The organism is Neobacillus sp. GCM10023253 (assembly GCF_042653105.1).
Taxonomy (GTDB): domain Bacteria; phylum Bacillota; class Bacilli; order Bacillales; family Cytobacillaceae; genus Neobacillus; species Neobacillus citreus.
In genome coordinates this window covers 189,677-207,929 of record NZ_JBHSHV010000012.1, presented here as the reverse complement: position 1 = coordinate 207,929, position 18,253 = coordinate 189,677, and the positions used below count along the sequence as shown (strand labels likewise).

23 protein-coding genes are annotated in these 18,253 nt (G+C 41.3%); 20 read left to right on the top strand and 3 right to left on the bottom strand.

Annotated features, from left to right (window positions below; all coding sequences use genetic code 11):
- Nucleotides 1-23 precede the first annotated feature (23 nt).
- The 15 genes from ACFPA1_RS15085 to lysA all read left to right on the top strand — a co-directional run bounded on the left by ACFPA1_RS15085 (nucleotide 24) and on the right by lysA (nucleotide 13,151).
- Complete coding sequence (locus tag ACFPA1_RS15085) at nucleotides 24-515, top strand: Fur family transcriptional regulator (protein WP_213144962.1); 492 nt, start codon at nucleotides 24-26, stop codon at nucleotides 513-515.
- 113 nt (nucleotides 516-628) lie between these two features.
- On the top strand, nucleotides 629-856 hold the full coding sequence (locus ACFPA1_RS15080; RefSeq protein ID WP_213144963.1) for a YqzK family protein: 228 nt from the start codon (nucleotides 629-631) through the stop codon (nucleotides 854-856).
- 4 nt (nucleotides 857-860) lie between these two features.
- Complete coding sequence (gene xerD / locus ACFPA1_RS15075; RefSeq protein ID WP_213144964.1) at nucleotides 861-1,754, top strand: site-specific tyrosine recombinase XerD; 894 nt, start codon at nucleotides 861-863, stop codon at nucleotides 1,752-1,754.
- A gap of 244 nt (nucleotides 1,755-1,998) precedes the next feature.
- A complete protein-coding gene (gene deoB, locus ACFPA1_RS15070; RefSeq protein WP_213144965.1) occupies nucleotides 1,999-3,183 on the top strand; it encodes a phosphopentomutase in 1,185 nt (394 codons plus the stop codon).
- Nucleotides 3,184-3,216: 33 nt separating this feature from the next.
- Nucleotides 3,217-4,035 (top strand): purine-nucleoside phosphorylase, encoded by an 819-nt coding sequence (locus tag ACFPA1_RS15065; RefSeq protein ID WP_213144966.1) that lies wholly within the window; start codon nucleotides 3,217-3,219, stop codon nucleotides 4,033-4,035.
- Between the two features lie 26 nt (nucleotides 4,036-4,061).
- A complete protein-coding gene (locus tag ACFPA1_RS15060) occupies nucleotides 4,062-5,366 on the top strand; it encodes a pyrimidine-nucleoside phosphorylase (RefSeq protein ID WP_213144967.1) in 1,305 nt (434 codons plus the stop codon).
- Nucleotides 5,367-5,488: 122 nt separating this feature from the next.
- A complete protein-coding gene (locus ACFPA1_RS15055; protein ID WP_378583994.1) occupies nucleotides 5,489-6,679 on the top strand; it encodes a D-alanyl-D-alanine carboxypeptidase family protein in 1,191 nt (396 codons plus the stop codon).
- A 130-nt stretch (nucleotides 6,680-6,809) separates the two neighbouring features.
- Nucleotides 6,810-7,160, top strand: coding sequence for an anti-sigma F factor antagonist (gene spoIIAA, locus ACFPA1_RS15050; RefSeq protein WP_213144969.1), 351 nt, complete (start codon nucleotides 6,810-6,812; stop codon nucleotides 7,158-7,160).
- A 1-nt stretch (nucleotide 7,161) separates the two neighbouring features.
- Nucleotides 7,162-7,602 carry an anti-sigma F factor gene (spoIIAB, locus tag ACFPA1_RS15045; protein WP_213144970.1) on the top strand — a complete coding sequence of 147 codons (441 nt, stop codon included), beginning with the start codon at nucleotides 7,162-7,164 and terminating at the stop codon, nucleotides 7,600-7,602.
- A 12-nt stretch (nucleotides 7,603-7,614) separates the two neighbouring features.
- Nucleotides 7,615-8,373: an RNA polymerase sporulation sigma factor SigF gene (gene sigF / locus ACFPA1_RS15040; RefSeq protein WP_213144971.1), complete on the top strand. Its 759-nt coding sequence runs from the start codon at nucleotides 7,615-7,617 to the stop codon at nucleotides 8,371-8,373.
- 189 nt (nucleotides 8,374-8,562) lie between these two features.
- Complete coding sequence (locus ACFPA1_RS15035) at nucleotides 8,563-9,183, top strand: stage V sporulation protein AA (RefSeq protein WP_213144972.1); 621 nt, start codon at nucleotides 8,563-8,565, stop codon at nucleotides 9,181-9,183.
- Nucleotides 9,173-9,595, top strand: a complete 423-nt coding sequence (locus ACFPA1_RS15030; protein ID WP_213144973.1) for a stage V sporulation protein AB — start codon at nucleotides 9,173-9,175, stop codon at nucleotides 9,593-9,595. The genes ACFPA1_RS15035 and ACFPA1_RS15030 overlap by 11 nt, the downstream gene beginning before the upstream one ends.
- 27 nt (nucleotides 9,596-9,622) lie before the next feature.
- On the top strand, nucleotides 9,623-10,228 hold the full coding sequence (locus tag ACFPA1_RS15025; RefSeq protein WP_378583991.1) for a stage V sporulation protein AE: 606 nt from the start codon (nucleotides 9,623-9,625) through the stop codon (nucleotides 10,226-10,228).
- Nucleotides 10,185-11,672, top strand: coding sequence for a spore germination protein (locus tag ACFPA1_RS15020; RefSeq protein ID WP_213144975.1), 1,488 nt, complete (start codon nucleotides 10,185-10,187; stop codon nucleotides 11,670-11,672). The genes ACFPA1_RS15025 and ACFPA1_RS15020 overlap by 44 nt, the downstream gene beginning before the upstream one ends.
- A 174-nt stretch (nucleotides 11,673-11,846) precedes the next feature.
- Nucleotides 11,847-13,151: a diaminopimelate decarboxylase gene (lysA, locus tag ACFPA1_RS15015; RefSeq protein WP_213144976.1), complete on the top strand. Its 1,305-nt coding sequence runs from the start codon at nucleotides 11,847-11,849 to the stop codon at nucleotides 13,149-13,151.
- Nucleotides 13,152-13,194: 43 nt separating this feature from the next.
- On the opposite strand, the gene ACFPA1_RS15010 is transcribed toward lysA, so the two are convergent.
- A complete protein-coding gene (locus tag ACFPA1_RS15010) occupies nucleotides 13,195-14,061 on the bottom strand; it encodes a DUF1002 domain-containing protein (RefSeq protein WP_213145305.1) in 867 nt (288 codons plus the stop codon).
- A 471-nt stretch (nucleotides 14,062-14,532) separates the two neighbouring features.
- Between ACFPA1_RS15010 and ACFPA1_RS15005 the strand changes: the two genes are divergently transcribed.
- Nucleotides 14,533-14,883 carry a GNAT family N-acetyltransferase gene (locus ACFPA1_RS15005; RefSeq protein WP_213144977.1) on the top strand — a complete coding sequence of 117 codons (351 nt, stop codon included), beginning with the start codon at nucleotides 14,533-14,535 and terminating at the stop codon, nucleotides 14,881-14,883.
- 21 nt (nucleotides 14,884-14,904) lie between these two features.
- Here the strand turns inward: ACFPA1_RS15005 and ACFPA1_RS15000 are convergent, their stop codons facing one another.
- Nucleotides 14,905-15,426, bottom strand: coding sequence for a DUF309 domain-containing protein (locus tag ACFPA1_RS15000; protein ID WP_378583988.1), 522 nt, complete (start codon nucleotides 15,424-15,426; stop codon nucleotides 14,905-14,907).
- A 126-nt stretch (nucleotides 15,427-15,552) separates the two neighbouring features.
- Entirely contained in the window at nucleotides 15,553-15,654 is a 102-nt protein-coding gene (locus ACFPA1_RS14995; RefSeq protein WP_213144979.1) for a YjcZ family sporulation protein, read from the bottom strand.
- A 196-nt stretch (nucleotides 15,655-15,850) separates the two neighbouring features.
- Here ACFPA1_RS14995 and ACFPA1_RS14990 point away from each other — a divergent pair, with 196 nt between their 5' ends.
- From ACFPA1_RS14990 to ACFPA1_RS14975, 4 genes are all read left to right on the top strand, one after another.
- Nucleotides 15,851-16,624 carry a segregation/condensation protein A gene (locus tag ACFPA1_RS14990; protein ID WP_213144980.1) on the top strand — a complete coding sequence of 258 codons (774 nt, stop codon included), beginning with the start codon at nucleotides 15,851-15,853 and terminating at the stop codon, nucleotides 16,622-16,624.
- On the top strand, nucleotides 16,611-17,198 hold the full coding sequence (scpB, locus tag ACFPA1_RS14985; protein WP_338088317.1) for an SMC-Scp complex subunit ScpB: 588 nt from the start codon (nucleotides 16,611-16,613) through the stop codon (nucleotides 17,196-17,198). Before ACFPA1_RS14990 ends, scpB begins: the two co-directional genes overlap by 14 nt.
- A 92-nt stretch (nucleotides 17,199-17,290) precedes the next feature.
- On the top strand, nucleotides 17,291-17,710 hold the full coding sequence (locus ACFPA1_RS14980) for a hypothetical protein (RefSeq protein WP_213144982.1): 420 nt from the start codon (nucleotides 17,291-17,293) through the stop codon (nucleotides 17,708-17,710).
- Nucleotides 17,711-17,727: 17 nt separating this feature from the next.
- Nucleotides 17,728-18,216: a YpuI family protein gene (locus ACFPA1_RS14975; protein WP_213144983.1), complete on the top strand. Its 489-nt coding sequence runs from the start codon at nucleotides 17,728-17,730 to the stop codon at nucleotides 18,214-18,216.
- Nucleotides 18,217-18,253 lie beyond the last annotated feature (37 nt).

Sequence of the window (18,253 nt, the reverse complement as noted above, 5' to 3'; positions counted from 1 at the left end):
AGTGGCGTGGGAGGGGCTTCAGGATGGAAACTAGAATTGAGAGAATAAAGAAGCAGTTGCATTCAGCAAGTTATAAGCTAACACCTCAGCGTGAAGCAACCGTCAGAGTTTTATTGGAAAATGAAGAGGATCATTTAAGCGCGGAAGATGTGTACCTCCTCGTAAAAGAAAAATCGCCTGAAATAGGCTTGGCAACTGTTTACCGGACTTTAGAACTATTAACGGAGTTAAAAATTGTCGATAAAATAAATTTTGGTGACGGAGTTTCCCGTTACGACCTCCGCCAGGAAGGTGCAGCCCATTTTCACCACCACCTTGTTTGTATCGAATGTGGTGCTGTTAGTGAAATTCAGGAGGACTTACTGGAAGATGTCGAAGCAGTGGTAGAAAAGAGATGGAATTTTAAAATAAAAGACCATCGACTTACCTTTCATGGTATCTGCCATCGCTGCCAGGATAAAGATAAAGACGAAGAACCGAACAAACAGAATAAAATCAAACAGTCCTTTGAATGAAAAGGGCTTTTTCTTTTTTTTAGAAAGCATGCGAAATCCCGATGCAGCAAGGTATAAAACCTGTCCATTTTGGCATACCTTGTTAATAGAAAACTATTTTGGGGGAACGTAACATGCTCTCTTTTATGAAAATCATTCTGCAAACGGTAAAGGTATTTATCATATTCACAGGGTGCACGGTTCTTTTTTATTATGGTATCATGTGGGTATCTGAAGAATATCAAAACTATCACCGCTACGACGAACCCGAAGGAACGGCGCTTAAGGTCTCAAATACAATGAGCGAAAGCGATTCTTCTCTAGTTGACCGGCTGATATTTTTTTATTTAAATGGGGAGTAAGGCAATGGAACAGCATTTACAGGAATTCAAGCAATATATGGGCGTTGAAAAAAGACTGGCCCTAAATACATTGCTGTCATATGAGCGCGATTTAAAAAGCTACCTGGACTATTTAAACAAGGTAGAACTGCTTCCTTCATTAAATGATGTCCAGCGGGTACATATCATTCATTTTTTGGAGTTTTTAAAGGAGCAGGGGAAGTCTGCTAAGACATTGGCAAGACATATTGCTTCGATTCGCGCATTTCATCAGTTTTTATTAAGAAGTAAAGTGGTTGAGGATGACCCTACCGTGCAGATTGAAACACCGCGGATGGAACGGTCGCTTCCGAAGGTGTTAACCCTTAAGGAAGTGGAGCAGCTGTTAGATACTCCTAAAACCAATGACCATTATGGTTTAAGAGACAAGGCTATGCTTGAGCTTCTTTATGCGACAGGAATTCGCGTCAGCGAGCTGATTGACTTGGATATCGTGCATGTCCAATTGACGATGGGCTTTATCCGCTGCAGGGGCAAAGCGGATAAAGAGAGGATCATCCCTATTGGCAAAACGGCTGCCGACGCCGTCAAACACTATCTTGAACAGGGTAGACCCCATTTTGTCTCCCTAAAACATGCTGATAATGCCTTATTTTTAAATCATCAAGGAAAACGCCTCTCTCGTCAGGGCTTTTGGAAGATTTTAAAGAAATTGGCGTTTGAAGCAGGTATTGATAAAGAGCTAACACCGCACACATTGCGTCATTCCTTTGCAGCACACTTGGTTGAAAATGGGGCTGATTTGCGTGCCGTCCAGGAAATGCTCGGCCATGCCGATATCTCGACAACACAAATTTATACTCAGGTTACGAAGCCTCGTCTGACTGATGTTTATCGGAAATTTCATCCTAGAGCTTAATAGATTGATAGATTCATACAATTGTCATAAGCTGCCGAAAAAATGGGCAGCTTTTTCCTTGTAATTTTCCCTGCATTTAGTAAAATAAAGGAGGTCAGACTTCTGACGAATGCTCGGCTACTTTTTTAGAGTAATAGAGCCCAAATAGGACAACATATAGTTGTGAATTGTTTCTTTTTTAGAAGATGTGAAAACGTTATCAATTTGGCCATATCCGGTGAACATTAAGGAGGAAAAGAGTAAAATGGCAGCTAATACATATAAACGTATTTTTATTGTCGTGATGGACTCCGTAGGTATTGGTGAAGCCCCTGATGCCGAAAAATTCGGCGACAAGGGGGCCGATACGCTTGGACATATCGCGGAAAAAATGAATGGGCTCAACATGCCCAATATGGGGAAGCTAGGTCTGAGTAATATTCGTGAACTAAAAGGAATTCAAAAGGCGGAAAAACCTCTTGCCTTTTATACAAAAATGAAGGAAGCCTCCAATGGAAAAGATACCATGACGGGGCATTGGGAAATCATGGGTTTAAATATCAAGACACCATTCCGCGTCTTCCCGGATGGTTTTCCAGAGGAGCTTGTTTCGGATCTAGAACAGCGGACAGGAAGAAAGGTCATCGGCAATAAACCGGCAAGCGGAACGGCAATCATCGATGAACTCGGCGAGGAGCATATGAAAACAGGTGCATTAATCGTCTATACATCGGCCGATTCCGTCCTGCAAATTGCGGCCCATGAAGAAATTATTCCGATTGAGGAGCAATATCGTATTTGTAAAATAGCCCGTGAATTAACCCTGGATGAGAAATATATGGTTGGAAGAGTCATTGCCCGACCGTTTGTTGGAGAACCGGATAGTTTTAAACGGACGCCGAACCGCCATGACTATGCCTTAAAGCCTTTTGACAGAACCGTCATGAGTGAATTAAAGGATGCCGGCTTTGATGTGATAGCAATTGGAAAAATATCCGATATTTTTGATGGTGAAGGTGTAACCAAATCATTAAGAACAGTTTCGAATATGGATGGGATGGATAAATTGGTTGAAACCTTTGATATGGACTTCACAGGCATCAGCTTTTTAAATCTAGTTGACTTTGATGCCCTGTATGGCCACCGTCGTGATCCGGAAGGGTATGGGCGTGCCCTAGAGGAATATGATGCCCGGCTTCCTGAGGTATTCGCCAAAATGAAGGAAGATGACCTGTTAATTATTACGGCGGACCATGGAAATGACCCTGTCGCCCCCGGAACAGACCATACCCGTGAATATGTGCCACTTCTTGTCTACACGAAAGGTAATCAAGCGGGCCGTGAACTTCCTTTACGTGATACCTTTGCCGATGTAGGCGCAACTGTTGCTGAGAACTTTAACGTGAAAATGCCGAACTATGGGAAAAGCTTCTTAAACGAATTGAAATAATGAAATGAATGCTTCTAAAAAGGGAGAATGAGGATGGATTACGAAAATATTCAAAAGGCAGTCAGCTTTTTAAAAGAAAAATATGAGAAGGTTCCGAAAATAGGTCTTATTTTAGGATCAGGTCTCGGTGTACTGGCAGAGGAAATCGAGCAGCCGGTCAAAATACCATATAACGAAATTCCCGATTTTCCAGTTTCAACTGTTGAAGGCCATGCCGGCCAGCTTGTTTTTGGTTTGCTTAACGGAGTAGAAGTTGTTGCGATGCAGGGCCGGTTTCATTTTTACGAAGGCTATAGCATGGATAAGGTAACCTTTCCTGTAAGAGTGATGAAGGAACTGGGGGTCGAGATTTTAATTGTCACGAATGCCGCCGGTGGGGTAAATGAAAGCTTTACGCCGGGCGACTTAATGATTATTACCGACCATATAAATAATATGGGCACAAACCCGCTGATTGGCCCAAATGACAGCCATTTCGGTGTCCGCTTCCCAGATATGTCGGAGGCCTATACAAAGGAATTGCGGACAATGGCTAAGGAGATTGCTTCCCGCTTAAATATTGATGTGAGGGATGGTGTTTATTTTGGAAATCCCGGACCCGTTTATGAAACACCTGCTGAAATCCGAATGGTTCGCACCCTTGGCGGGGATGCGGTTGGAATGTCAACTGTGCCGGAGGTTATTGTTGCCCGTCACAGCGGCATGAAGGTGCTCGGCATTTCCTGCATTTCCAATATGGCAGCGGGGATCCTCGACCAGCCACTAACACATGACGAGGTTATCGAAACAACAGAAAAAGTAAAAGCAAATTTCCTTTTGTATATTAAAGAAATTGTAAAGAGTCTTGCTTAATTTTGATGGTAAAGTGGTGAATAAAAATGAGAATGGTTGATTTGATTGAGAAGAAACGTGACGGACATGAACTGTCTACTGAAGAGATTAATTTTATCATTCAAGGCTATACCGAGGGATCCATCCCTGATTATCAAGTAAGTGCTTTTACCATGGCGGTTGTTTTTCGAGGTATGACGGAAAAGGAACGGGCTGATTTAACGATGGCGATGGTGAAATCAGGTGATCAGATTGACTTATCGCAAATCGAGGGAATCAAAGTCGATAAGCATTCAACTGGAGGAGTGGGCGATACGACAACACTAGTTCTTGGCCCACTTGTGGCATCAGTCGGTGTACCGGTTGCGAAAATGTCCGGACGCGGGTTGGGGCATACTGGGGGAACCATTGATAAACTAGAATCAGTGGCTGGCTTCCATGTGGAAATTGACAGTTCGGAATTTACCGAGCTAGTGAATAAAAATAAAATTGCTGTCATTGGTCAAAGCGGGAATTTGACGCCTGCTGATAAGAAACTGTACGCGCTGAGAGATGTAACAGGAACTGTTGAAAGCATTCCGTTGATTGCCAGCTCGATTATGAGCAAAAAAATTGCCGCTGGTGCGGACGCGATTGTTCTTGATGTGAAAACAGGAGCAGGAGCATTTATGAAGACACTTGAGGATTCAAGGGAATTAGCTCGTGCGATGGTCGGGATCGGCAACAAGGTCGGCCGGCGAACCATGGCGGTGATTTCCGATATGAGCCAGCCGCTCGGGTTTGCCATCGGAAACGCTTTAGAAGTAAAAGAAGCAATTGACACCTTAAAGGGTGAAGGTCCTGAGGATTTAACAGAGCTGTGTTTGACCTTAGGCAGCCATATGGTGTTCTTAGGAGGAAAGGCGCCGTCACTAAAAGAAGCGCGCTCCTTATTGGAGGAGGCAATCCAAAACGGGTCGGCTCTGGAAAAATTAAAGATATTCTTAAGCTCCCAAGGCGGAGATGCAACTGTAGTCGATAATCCGGAAAAACTGCCACAGGCAAAATATACGTTTGAACTGGAAGCCAAAGAGGACGGCTATGTTTCCGAAATTGTTGCTGATGAAGTGGGGACCGCAGCCATGCTTCTCGGGGCAGGCCGGGCAACAAAGGAATCTGTGATTGACCTCGCAGTTGGCCTCGTCCTCAGAAAGAAAATCGGCGACCAGGTAAACAAAGGTGAATCCCTAGTCACCATTTATAGCAATTTCGAAGATATCAAAGAAGTATCAGAAAAGCTTTATGAAAATATTAAAATCTCTTCATCCAAAGTAGAAGCACCGACCCTCATATACGAAGAAATAACGGAATAAATAAAGTCTTAGGCGGGTGTCAGGCACCATGTGAAATTTTCACGTGGTGCCTGACACCTTTTTATGTATAAAGTTGGTAATTTTGGAAAAAATGTTGGCTATAAAGATTGGAGGGTTTTGCAATGAAGCGTCGTTTAGTCTATTTAATAGTTATGCTATTTATGTTTACAAGTTTAGGGGGGCCTCATGCCTTTGCGGCGGAGGAGAAAAAAGCGGAGGAAAAGCAAGGGACTGAGATTGTCACGGGTGTCCGTTCCGCTATTTTAATGGAAAGGGATACCGGAAAGATTCTTTATGATCAAAATGGCAACGAGAAGTTACCTCCTGCTAGCATGACAAAAATCATGACCATGTTATTAATCATGGAGGCGATTGACAAAGGAAAACTGAAGTGGGATGAGAAAATCCGCACAAGTGAGTATGCCGCTTCAATGGGAGGCTCGCAAATTTTTCTTGAACCGGGCGAAGAAATGACCACCAAGCAAATGCTGCTAGGGATTGCCATCGGTTCAGGTAACGATGCTTCTGTTGCGATGGCCGAAAGAATTGGCGGTTCCGAAGAAGCATTCGTTGACATGATGAATGCAAAGGTAAAGGAATTAGGCTTAAAGCAAACTTTCTTTAAAAATACGACTGGCCTGCCAGAAAGCGGTCATTATAGCTCTGCACATGACATGGCCGTATTGGCAAAAGAATTATTGAAATATGAAGACATTACGAAATTCACGGGAATGTATGAAGCCTATCTCCGTGAAAATACGGATAAAAAATTCTGGCTGGTTAATACAAATAAATTAGTTCGTTTCTATCCAGGAGTGGATGGTTTAAAAACTGGATTTACGGCTGAAGCAAAATACTGCTTAACAGCAACTGCACAAAAGGATGGAATGCGAGTCATTGCTGTAGTATTTGGGGCTCCGACATCCAAGGACCGCAATGCCCAAGTCACAAAAATGCTTGACTATGCATTCAGCCAATATCAAACACATCCAGTCTACAAAAGAAATCAAACCATTGGTGAAGCAAAAGTAAGTAAAGGCCAGGACAAAACAGTCAAGGCTGTAACAAGCGAGCCGCTTTCTCTTCTAACGAAAAAGGGAGAAAAGACCAAGGACGTGAAGCAAAAGATAACTCTTGAAAAGAAACTAAAGGCTCCCGTTCAAAAAGGTGACCGAGTAGGAACCATTAAGCTAATTAAAGATGGCAAGGTGGTTTTGGAAAGTCCTCTGGTTGCCAAAAGTACTGTCCAGGAGGCAGGTTGGTGGACCCTTTATAAACGTTCCTTCGGCATGTTTACAAAGGCTGGAAAATAAGGGGAATGTCGAATCGTAAAACGAAATCACTACTTTTAGCGAAAATCGACTAGTTTTGTATGTTGAGAAGGAAATGAATGGACAAAAGGCGAATTGACTCACTATACCTGAATAAGGAGGACGAAGGATAGTGAGTCTTAACATTGAACTTGAAACTAAACACGATGTTTTGCTGATTCGTTTAAGCGGTGAATTGGACCACCATACAGCTGATGAGCTTCGCGAAAAAGCCTCAAGTGTAATTGAAAACAATGGAATCCGCCACATTGTCTTGAATCTGGCACAACTAACCTTTATGGATAGCTCTGGGCTTGGTGTTATATTAGGCAGATATAAGCAAATTAAACAGGTGCACGGTGAAATGGTCGTTTGCGCAATTTCCCCTGCAATCCAAAGATTATTCGATATGTCGGGCATGTTTAAAATTATCAAAATGGAACCGACTGAAGAATTTGCATTGCAGAGATTGGGGGTGGCCTAACGTGAAGAACGAAATGACTCTTCAGTTTAGTGCATTAAGCCAGAATGAATCCTTTGCCCGTGTAACCGTTGCTGCCTTTATCGCCCAGCTTGACCCGACTATGGATGAGCTGACAGAGCTAAAAACGGTTGTTTCAGAGGCAGTTACAAATGCAATTATTCATGGGTATGAAAATGACCCGAATGGAATTGTTTATATTCATGTTTCAATAGAGGATAGTTTCATTGAATTGTCCATTAAGGATAATGGATTAGGTATAGCAGATGTGGAAGAAGCTCGTCAGCCATTATTTACAACAAAGCCGGAACTCGAAAGATCCGGCATGGGCTTTACCATCATGGAAAATTTTATGGATGAGTTAGAGGTCTTCACACAGCCTGGCAGCGGGACCGAGGTTAGACTACGAAAGCATTTAAAATCTAGCAAAATGCTTTGCAATTAAGGAGACTTGCCGATGGATGTGGAGGTCAAAAACGAAAAAAATCAAACGTATTTAAAGGATCATGAAGTCAAGGAGCTCATTCAAAGAAGCCAGGGCGGGGATCAGGAAGCGCGCGATTTAATCGTTGAAAAAAATATGCGGCTTGTTTGGTCTGTTGTTCAGAGGTTCCTGAATAGAGGCTATGACCCGGATGACCTATTTCAAATCGGCTGTATCGGTCTATTAAAATCAGTTGATAAGTTTGACCTATCTTATGATGTCAAGTTTTCTACGTATGCTGTCCCGATGATCATTGGAGAAATCCAGCGGTTTATCCGTGATGATGGTACGGTCAAGGTCAGCCGATCGCTGAAGGAGATGGGGAACAAAATCCGCAAGGCCAAGGATGAGCTGTCGAAAACACTTGGCAGAATTCCAACCGTTAATGAAATATCAGAATACCTTGAGATATCACCTGAGGACGTCATACTTGCCCAGGAAGCAGGCCGGACACCTTCATCTATTCATGAAACAGTTTATGAAAATGATGGGGATCCGATTACTCTGCTTGATCAAATTGATGATGGGAACGACGGCAAATGGTTTGATAAAATTGCATTAAAAGAAGCCATCCGCGAGCTTGATGAGAGGGAGCGGCTAATTGTCTATTTGCGCTATTATAAGGACCAAACCCAATCAGAAGTAGCGGTAAGACTGGGAATTTCCCAGGTTCAAGTTTCAAGACTAGAAAAAAAGATACTTTTGCAAATGAAGGACCGAATGGATCTCTAATCCATTTGGTCTTTTTATTTTTGACTAATAGGAAAGTATAAATTCAACTACGCCTCTGTCTTCGTCCTATCGGACTCGCCAATCGGCGAGTTTTCATTTAAAAAAAATCATTCCATTTTTTGTTTTCATAAAAAGGCAGTTTTTACCCATACTACATATACGAGAAATCTTTGTGTGGGAAGTGATGTTTTGGAAAAAACAATCTACATTCGCATGCGGAATCGTGTCCAAGTCCCTCCGGAGGGAAAGGTTTTATTAAAAGATGCTGCTCAGATGATTGCCACTGAAGAGGTCCTTCGTGATTTACAATCGATGGAGATTTACCAATTAAAAAAAGAGGACGGAAATATTGTTGTGATCGATATCATGAAAGTCATTCGGTTAATAACGGCCAGGTTTGAGGATGTTGAGGTCCAAACAATCGGACCGGCGCAGACGATTATTGAAGTAGTAGCCATGAAAAAAGGAGTTTCGATTCCTTTTTTTCTTTTAATATGGTTTCTTTTATTTTTCGGTTCGGCCATGACACTGATGAATTTTCATGATGATGTCAGTATGAAAAGTGTGCAGGAGAAAATCTACACAATCATTACAGGTAAGAAGGAAGCAAAACCGCTGCTTTTTCAAATTCCCTATTCAATTGGCTTAGGACTTGGCATGATTCTCTTTTTCAATCATGTCTTCAAGAAGAGAATTAATGATGAACCAAGTCCGCTCGAAGTTGAGATGTTTAATTATCAGATGGATTTGGATAATTATGTGATTCTCCATGAAAATAAAGAAAGTATGAAACGGGTTCATGACGATTAAAATTATTGCTGTTATGTTTCTGGGAATTGCCAGTGGGTTGGCGGTTGGCTCGGGATTTGTTGCATTTCTTACCGTTCTGGGGGTTATCCCCAGATTAACGCAGCTTACCAAAACGATGAAAATGATCTATCAGTATGAATGGGGAGTCGTTTTCGGGGCCTTAACGGGAGTTTTTGCCAGCTTAAGGGACCCCGTATTGGATATATCCGCTTATTTTTTAATCCCCTTGGGGCTTTTTGGCGGTGTCTTTGTTGGGATGCTGGCTGCAGGTCTTACAGAGGCTTTAAACGTTTTCCCAATCCTTGCTAAGCGAATTCATTTAGATGGTAAGATTGTCATTTTAATAATGGCAATTGTGTTAGGAAAAATATTTGGTTCCATCTTTCAATGGCTTTACTTTGTCCATCATTAAAATCTTTAAAAGGAAGGACATCAAAGTATGAGCACCAAAAGGAATGTTATTTTAGTAACAGATGGCGATGAACACACCAGGAGGTCTATAGAGCAGGTTGCCAAGACGGTAGGCGGGCGCTGTATTACACAGTCAAAGGGAAATCCCTCCAAATTATCGGGGCCGGAGCTTGTCAAGCTTATTAAGAAAGCACCCCATGACCCGGTTCTTGTTATGTTTGATGACAGCGGCATTGTTGGGGAAGGAGCCGGAGAGAAGGCCTTAAAATATGTGGCGGAACATGAGGACATCAATGTTCTCGGCGTCGTTGCTGTTGCGGCCAAATCTAGGCATGAGGAATGGACAAGGGTAGATGTAAGTATTGATCGGGACGGGGAGTTAACACCATATGGAGTAGATAAATATGGTATACCTGAACTGGAAATTGGGAGACTAAATGGAGATACTGTTTATTGCCTTGATCAATTAAATGTACCGCTTATTGTAGGCATAGGGGATATCGGCAAAATGGCGAGACACGATTCCTACAAGCTGGGTGCTCCGATAACAGAAAAAGCTGTTGAACTTATCCTTGAAAGGAGTGGTTTTTATGACGACGACACAATCCAAAGTGGAACATTGGCCGATTCCTGAATCAGTGAATGAAGTGGAAAACTACATGAAGCAGAGTGTCGGCTTAGGGATAAGCTTTGATTTGGGCGTGAGGAAATTAACAATCTTAAAGAAAGAAATCCAAATCTACTATGTAAATGGTTTATGCGATACGATGTACATTATTCAATTGATCAAAGAGTTGGTCGGCATCAATAATCGAGAAAAGCTTTCTACGGACCTTTTTAAGGTAATTGAAAATAGATTAGTAAACCAATCTGTAGAGCAAATTACCCAGCTTGATCTATTGGTGGATAAGGTTTTATCCGGTTTAATCGCGGTTGTCATTGACGGTGAAAGTACAGGGTTTGCGATTGATGTCAGGAGTTATCCAGGACGGTCACCTCAAGAGCCTGATACGGAAAAGGTAGTGAGAGGCGCCCGCGATGGATTTGTTGAAAATATTATTTTAAATACAGCTTTAACAAGACGGAGAATCCGTGACGAACGGCTCCGCTTTGAAATGATTAAGGTAGGCAGGCGCTCAAAAGCAGACATTGCTCTAGGCTATCTGGAGGATGTGGCGGATCCTGATTTACTAAATATTCTAAGAAAAGAATTAAATGCGATTGATATTGACGGAATTCCCATGGCAGATAAAACTCTAGAGGAATTTATCGTAAAACAAGGATTTAATCCATATCCGATTGTCAGATATACGGAGCGGGCAGATGTTGCTGCTGCCCATATATTAGAGGGGCATGTAATCATTTATTGTGACACCTCCCCGAGTGTTATTATTACACCTACTACTTATTTTCATCATGTCCAGCATGCCGAGGAATTTCGAGAATCACCTGCAATGGGAACCTTCGTCCGTTGGATGCGGTTTTTAGGAGTTTCATCATCCATTTTTTTACTACCGTTTTGGCTGTTAATGGTCCTAGAACCATCCTTGTTGCCGGAGAAAATTGCCTTTATTGGCCCAAATGAGCAGACTAATATTCCGTTAATTGTGCAACTGTTCTTGGCTGATTTTGGGCTAGAATTTTTGAAGCTTGCTGCCATTCATACACCAACACCGCTGTCAACAGCAATGGGTTTAATCGCAGCAGTATTAATCGGACAAATTGCCATTGATGTCGGTCTCTTTGTGCCTGAGGTCATCCTTTATGTAGCGGTCGCCGGCATCGGGACCTTCACGACCCCAAGCTATGAATTAAGTGTTGCCAATAAAATCGCCAGAATGATCTTGATGTTAGCTGTAGCATTTTTTCATACACCAGGTTTCATTATAGGATCAACAATCTTTATGATCTATCTTGTTCATATGCGGGCCCTCAACACCCCTTATTTATGGCCGTTTCTTCCGTTTGAACCAAAAGGATTTTTACAAATTGTCTTCCGGAGGGCCATCCCGGGTGCTGTGCTTAGGCCAAGTATTGTCCATCCGAGAAACCGTTACCGTCAGCCTCCAAATGGGTAAGTTTTTTCAAAACAAATTGCAGAATGTGCATAATTATGCTAAAGTGTTTAATTAAATAAAGGATTAAAGAAATAAAAATAGGCAGTTTCTAATGCGGATTCTGTCTATTTGTTTATTATTTTTACACGTTGTCTACATAGACTGTAGTGAGTCGTTACGGAGAGAGGGAAGGGAATGTATTTTTACGGTACAACAGGTGTAAATAAGGATGGGCATCTGGAAATTGGCGGTGTCGACGCTGTCGAGCTCGCGAAAAACTTTGGAACTCCCTTGTATGTTTATGATGTTGCTTTAATCAGGGAACGAGCAAGGGGATTTAAACAAACCTTTGAACAACAAAATGTAAGGGCTCAGGTTGCATATGCCAGTAAGGCATTTTCGACTGTGGCAATGGTGCAGCTCGCGGAGGAAGAAGGCCTATCATTGGACGTTGTTTCCGGCGGTGAATTATATACAGCTATAACAGCTGGTTTCCCTCCAGAAAAGATTCACTTTCATGGAAATAATAAGAGCAGGGAAGAATTAGAAATGGCAGTGGACCAAAAAATCGGCTGCATTGTCGTTGATAATTTTTATGAAATGGAACTGTTAAAAGCAATCTGTTTGGAGAAACAGGTGAAGACAAATATTTTGCTGAGGGTCACTCCTGGCATCGAGGCACATACCCACGATTATATTTTAACTGGTCAGGAAGATTCAAAATTTGGGTTTGACTTGCAAAACGGCCAAGCGGAAAATGCATTAACAGCCGCTATTCCGTTTGACCATTTTAATGTGCTTGGGATCCATTGTCACATTGGTTCGCAAATCTTTGAAACAACCGGATTCATATTAGCAGCACAAAAAATAGTTGAAAAGCTGGCAGAATGGAAGGAACGTATTGGCTTTGAGTCAGAAGTTTTAAATCTTGGCGGCGGTTTTGGAATCCGCTATACAAAAGAGGACGAGCCAATTCAGCCGTCGCAATATGTCAGTGAAATCATTAAAGAGGTTAAAAAGCTGGCTGGCGAATATTCACTTAAAATGCCAGAAATTTGGATTGAACCAGGCCGCTCTCTTGTAGGAGATGCCGGGATTACTCTTTATCAGGTCGGAGCTTCCAAAGATGTTCCGGGTGTCAGGAAATATTTGGCGGTTGATGGCGGGATGAGTGATAATATCCGTCCGGCACTCTACCAGGCAAAATACGAGGCGGTCTTTGCCAACAGGCCGCTGGCACAAGCATCAGAAACTGTCTCGATTGCCGGCAAATGCTGTGAATCAGGAGATATGCTGATTTGGGATTTGCCATTGCCGGAGCAAAAGGATGAGGATATTTTAGCAGTATTCTGTACTGGTGCTTACGGCTATTCCATGGCCAACAACTATAACCGGATTCCACGTCCGGCAGTAGTTTTCGTCGAAGATGGAAAAGCCACCCTCGTCGTGAAAAGAGAAACATACGAAGATCTTGTAAGATATGATTTACCATTAAAATAATAAAACTGCCGCTCGCGAGCGGCAGTTTTCATTTATAAAAAAACTATGAGAATAGGGCCTTAATGGCATCAATGAGCCAAATGAAGAATTGTTTGACCTTCTCCAGGAATCCCTGCCCTTCCTCAGATTGCAGGAATTTGGAAATACGGTCTTTTGCTTTGTTGAGTTGGTCACTAACCTGATTCCAGTCAATATTCAAGCTTTTCAATTTATTAAATAAGTCCATCAGCCTTTGAATCTGTTCCTCAGTAAGAGTTACATTTAGTTCTTTCGCCGCTTGCTCGATAATGGTCCGTAATTCCTGATCGTTTTTTGGCTGGTTCTTGGCAATTTCCTCTTTTATTTTTGCGATTAAGGCGGCTGCATTTTCTGCACCGATGGCGTCACCAAGCTTTGCTGTTTCTACCATTTCCTGATTGGCCGCCTGCTTTACTTCCTCAGGGATTGTTTTATCGGCGGAAATTTCATACGCCTTAATAATCCCTGTCAGTGCTGCGGTGCCCGAAACAGAGATAGGAGCGGTTATATAGATGTCAGCATCCTTCACGCCAGCCGTGATCAGAGCATTGACATACATTTCATCTGTAACCCAGTTAATGTTTTTCGTTTTTACTTTTATGCCAGAGCCGCTTGGTGCAATTGTAATCGCTGATGAAGAAATTGCCTTCGTTCCAATCAATGATTTTGAGACATATTTCCCTAAATATTGATGCTCTTCTTGATTGGATACGGTCACAATTTGAACATCCTTCGGCGCGCCCATTTCCTCCAACAATTGATTTTTTTGCGTTTCTGTTAAATTTTCACCTAATGTTACAATCATATCTCCTTCAGCCATGTCTGCAAAACTGCGGATAGGAACGAGAAATAAACAGACTGCCGTGAGGAGTATCAATAATTTTTTCATAATGGCCTCCTTGATTTTTAAAACGCTTTTGACAATAATAAAGATTCTTCTTTAATAATATAACCGATTCCATTATTATATAACGATAAAAACAAATTAGAAGTTTCATAGGTTCAAATTATTCACGAAAAATTGACTGACTTAGGAGAAATGGATTATTTTTGTGTTTTGGTGTAGAATGTAGGACAGGTAAGTAAGTTAATGGGGGATTTGTATGAATAGAAATAACTGGGCTTTATTTGGCATTCTTATTGTGATATCAATTATTTGGGGAATTATCTATTGGATGTTCATAGCGCCAGGCAAGTAGAGATTTTCCATTGAAGAATGATGACGAATTCGGTATGATTGTGGTTAGTGAACATAAAGATTTTCAAATACATATACTGCATAAAGAAAATCATTAAACCAGTTTGAAAAATACACTATTGTTAAACCAAACCATTGGTTTATTGAAAATAATGAGGGATACGTATGTTAATTCGCTATAAGAAAACATTCGAAAAAATTGCGATGGGGTTAATGTCTTTTATGCCAACTGAAAAAGATCTCAAGAAACTCCAGCAAACCATGAAGGAATACGAAACAGAAGAGAATCACAGGCTGTTCCTTTGGAAGGAAGAAGATATTATTGGACTGATTGGGGCGATTTATCATCAGGATACCAATACTTTGGAAATTCAACATGTTTCTGTTAATCCCTCACACCGCTTCCAAGGAGTAGGCAAAAAAATGGTTAAAGCTTTAAAGGAAATGTATCCGGATAAAAATATTACTTCGAACGCGAACACAGCTTCTTTTATTGAGAAATGTGATGTTTGCTAAATATAGGAAAAGGCAGCGGCCTCATGCCCCGCTGCCTTTTTTTAATATCGCGTTGTTTCTTTCTGCAATGACACTTGACCGGTCCCGTAATTTGTGGCGATGGATGATCTCTAGATCCGCCAAATCACTTTCCCTTTGCCAGTCAAACCCTTTTTCATCACACAATTTCATACACGCTTGGAGCAATTCAGGATCGCTTATGGGCAGATTCATGCTTTTATATTCTTCGCGATTTTGCAGACCTATTAACTGTTCTTTTATGGTCTGAAGGAAAAGCCGGCCATCCAAACCCAGATCCGGTAGTAAGGAAGATTGGTCAGAAATGATTGTAATCGCCTTTTCCAATGTTCTCTGTGCACCGTTAAAATTCTTGCGGCGATGGTGGTAAGCCGATACTGCCAATAATATAAACCCTACCCAAATAGACTCTTTATTGCCGGGGTCAGACCCTTTCCAAAAGTCTTCGAGGATCTCATGGCACTCAAAATAATCCCTGTCGCCATGAAAATGACTTAAAAATTCGATATATTCTTTTGGGTACAAGCATTTCCCCTCCAGTTTCTTTATATATGTACAGTTTAACATATTCGGCAATTGAAGGTCATGACCAGGCTGTAAAACAATAGACCCGTTTTAAACGGGTCCTTTAGTTATTAAAATCATTTTTAATTACCAAACCCAGGAAGCACCGATGATAATTAATAAAATGAACAGTACGACGATTAACGCAAAGCCGCCGCCGAGTCCGAAGCCTGCTGCTCCATCAGCCATAATTATTACCTCCCGTCACTTTTTCTCTTTCCATGTCATCATATGTGATGAATTTGTCCATTGTTATGGGCACACTTACCAGTATTTACGGAAGGGCAGAGTGTTCGGTTGATTTTTCTATTGGATAACCATCCTGAATCCTCTATACTATTAGTAGTCGTTTGTATAATATGATTTTAGAATTTTGGTGAGATGAATGCCTTATCAGGTGAAAATTGATGCATTTGAAGGGCCGCTTGATTTGCTGCTCCATTTAATAAACAGGCTTGAAATTGATATTTATGATATTCCCGTGGCACAGATAACGGAACAATATCTAATCTATATTCATACCATGAAGGAATTAAAATTGGATGTTGCCAGTGAATATTTGGTAATGGCGGCAACACTGCTGGCGATAAAAAGCAAAATGCTTCTTCCTAAGCATGAGGAAGAGTTTGAAGACGTTGATCCACTCGAGACAGCCTACGAGGAAGACCCGAGGGATGAGCTGGTTGAGCGATTGATAGAATACCGAAAGTACAAGGAGGCTGCTCACGATTTAAAAACGATGGAAGAAGAGCGATCCCTTATGTATACCAAACCGCCAAGTGATTTATCCGACTTTACGAAGGAAGTACAGCCTGGGAAAAAAGATATGAATGTTTCCCTTTACGATATGCTGGCTGCGTTCCAAAAACTAATGAGAAGAAAGAAACTGCAGCGGCCGCTTGCCGCGAAAATTACTAGGCAGGAAATTTCCATTGAGACAAGAATGACCGAGATCATGGAAGAATTAAAGCATCTTAAGGGCAGGAGAAATTTTACTGAATTATTTCCTTTTCCGGCAAAGGACCATATCGTTGTTACTTTTCTAGCTATTTTAGAACTGATGAAAAGAAAGGAAGTTAACGTCCATCAACAAGAAAACTTTGGGGACATTTTAATTGAAGCAGTAATAGAAGGAGCAGATGTTGGTGGATATCATTAATTGGACAAGTATTTTGGAAAGCCTGTTGTTCGCCGCAGGAGACGAAGGGCTTTCCCTTAAACAAATTGCCGAGGTCCTAGAAGTGGATGATCTTCATGCAAGTGAGATTATTGAGAATTTAAAACAAGAGTATGAATCTAATGAAAATCGAGGAATTATGATAGTTCAACTGGCCGGGACGTTTCAGCTTGCCACAAAGAAAGACAATGCCGACTACTTAAAAAAGCTTGTTGATTCTCCACATACCTCGACATTGTCGCAGGCTGCTTTAGAGACTTTGGCAATTATCGCGTATAAACAGCCAATCACCAGGACTGAAATTGAGGAAATCCGTGGTGTCAAAACGGAACGGCCGTTAAACACGCTTATGGCAAAGGCCTTGATCAAAGAAGTCGGCCGTGCTGAAGGGACTGGACGCGCTATTTTGTATGGTACTACCAAAGAATTTCTTGATTATTTTGGCTTGAAGAACTTGAATGAACTGCCGCCTCTTCCTGAAAAAGTGGAGGATGAATTTGTTCAGGAGGAAGCAGATTTATTTTTTGAAAAATTTCAAGAAACATTGAACTCATAATATCCGCACAGAGAATATGTGATAAAATAAAGCTATCCATATTTTTTTATGCAACAATGGTTTAAGCATATTTACAAGGAGCGGGATTTAAGTTGCTGATTAAAGAATGTAAAGGGTATGAATTAGAAAAAGAAAAATCCAATACTTCAGAGGATTTCTTTAACAGAAGTGAGATAACATTTGTGGAAGATGGGACTGAAAAAACATTGCATGTTTTGTATGTCCGTTATTTTGATTCTATTTTTCAAGAATTTACTCCATTTAAGCAAAATCCCATTTTTGCCCAAGATGGACTTGAGGTGAGCTTTAAAGATGTTGTTGCCCTTGTTTGTTTATTGAAAAATCCAGGCTTACGCGGGCGCAAACGGCTTTATATTAATTCCAAGCAAGAATTTGCTTCCTATTTTCAAGGTATCAATTTCGAAAAATTGCCGGAAATCTTTTCAAGCCTAAAGCAAAAAAACGGCTATCAGCTGCGTTCGCCGCTAGAGTTTATCTTGCAGCCTAATTAGACATAGGAGGGGTTAAGATGGGGAATTCATTAGTTCATTCACAATTACACGATGTCAAAAATTTCCTTGCAAAGACCATTACCGCGATTGGGGATTTTTTAAATGAAACAACAATTTCACAATTGCAAGTAGAAAATGAGGAAGAAGTTAACTATCATAAATTAATCTTTTCAACGTTAAGAAAGCTTGCTGTGTACAGCGAGGAGGGTTTCGAAGCATGTACGGTTATTTTGCAGGGAGATCCGTTTCAAAAAGCTGCTGCTGAGAAAACCTTGTATAAGATTTATCATCAATGCATCGAAGAATTCTTCTCACCAAAAAATGATGCTTGGTTTGAAAACAGCCGTTCTGCTTATACCGGGAAAAATTCTATCAAGTTTTACCGGACTGCAGCCGAACAAATCCAGCAATTGGTAAAAAGCTTGGAAGGTGAGTTTCAGCGCATAAGAGAAGAACTGGAATATTATGAAACAGATTATCGCACGAAGATGATTCAATCCAAATAATTAATATTTTAAGGCTGTCCTGCAAAGGTCAGCCTTT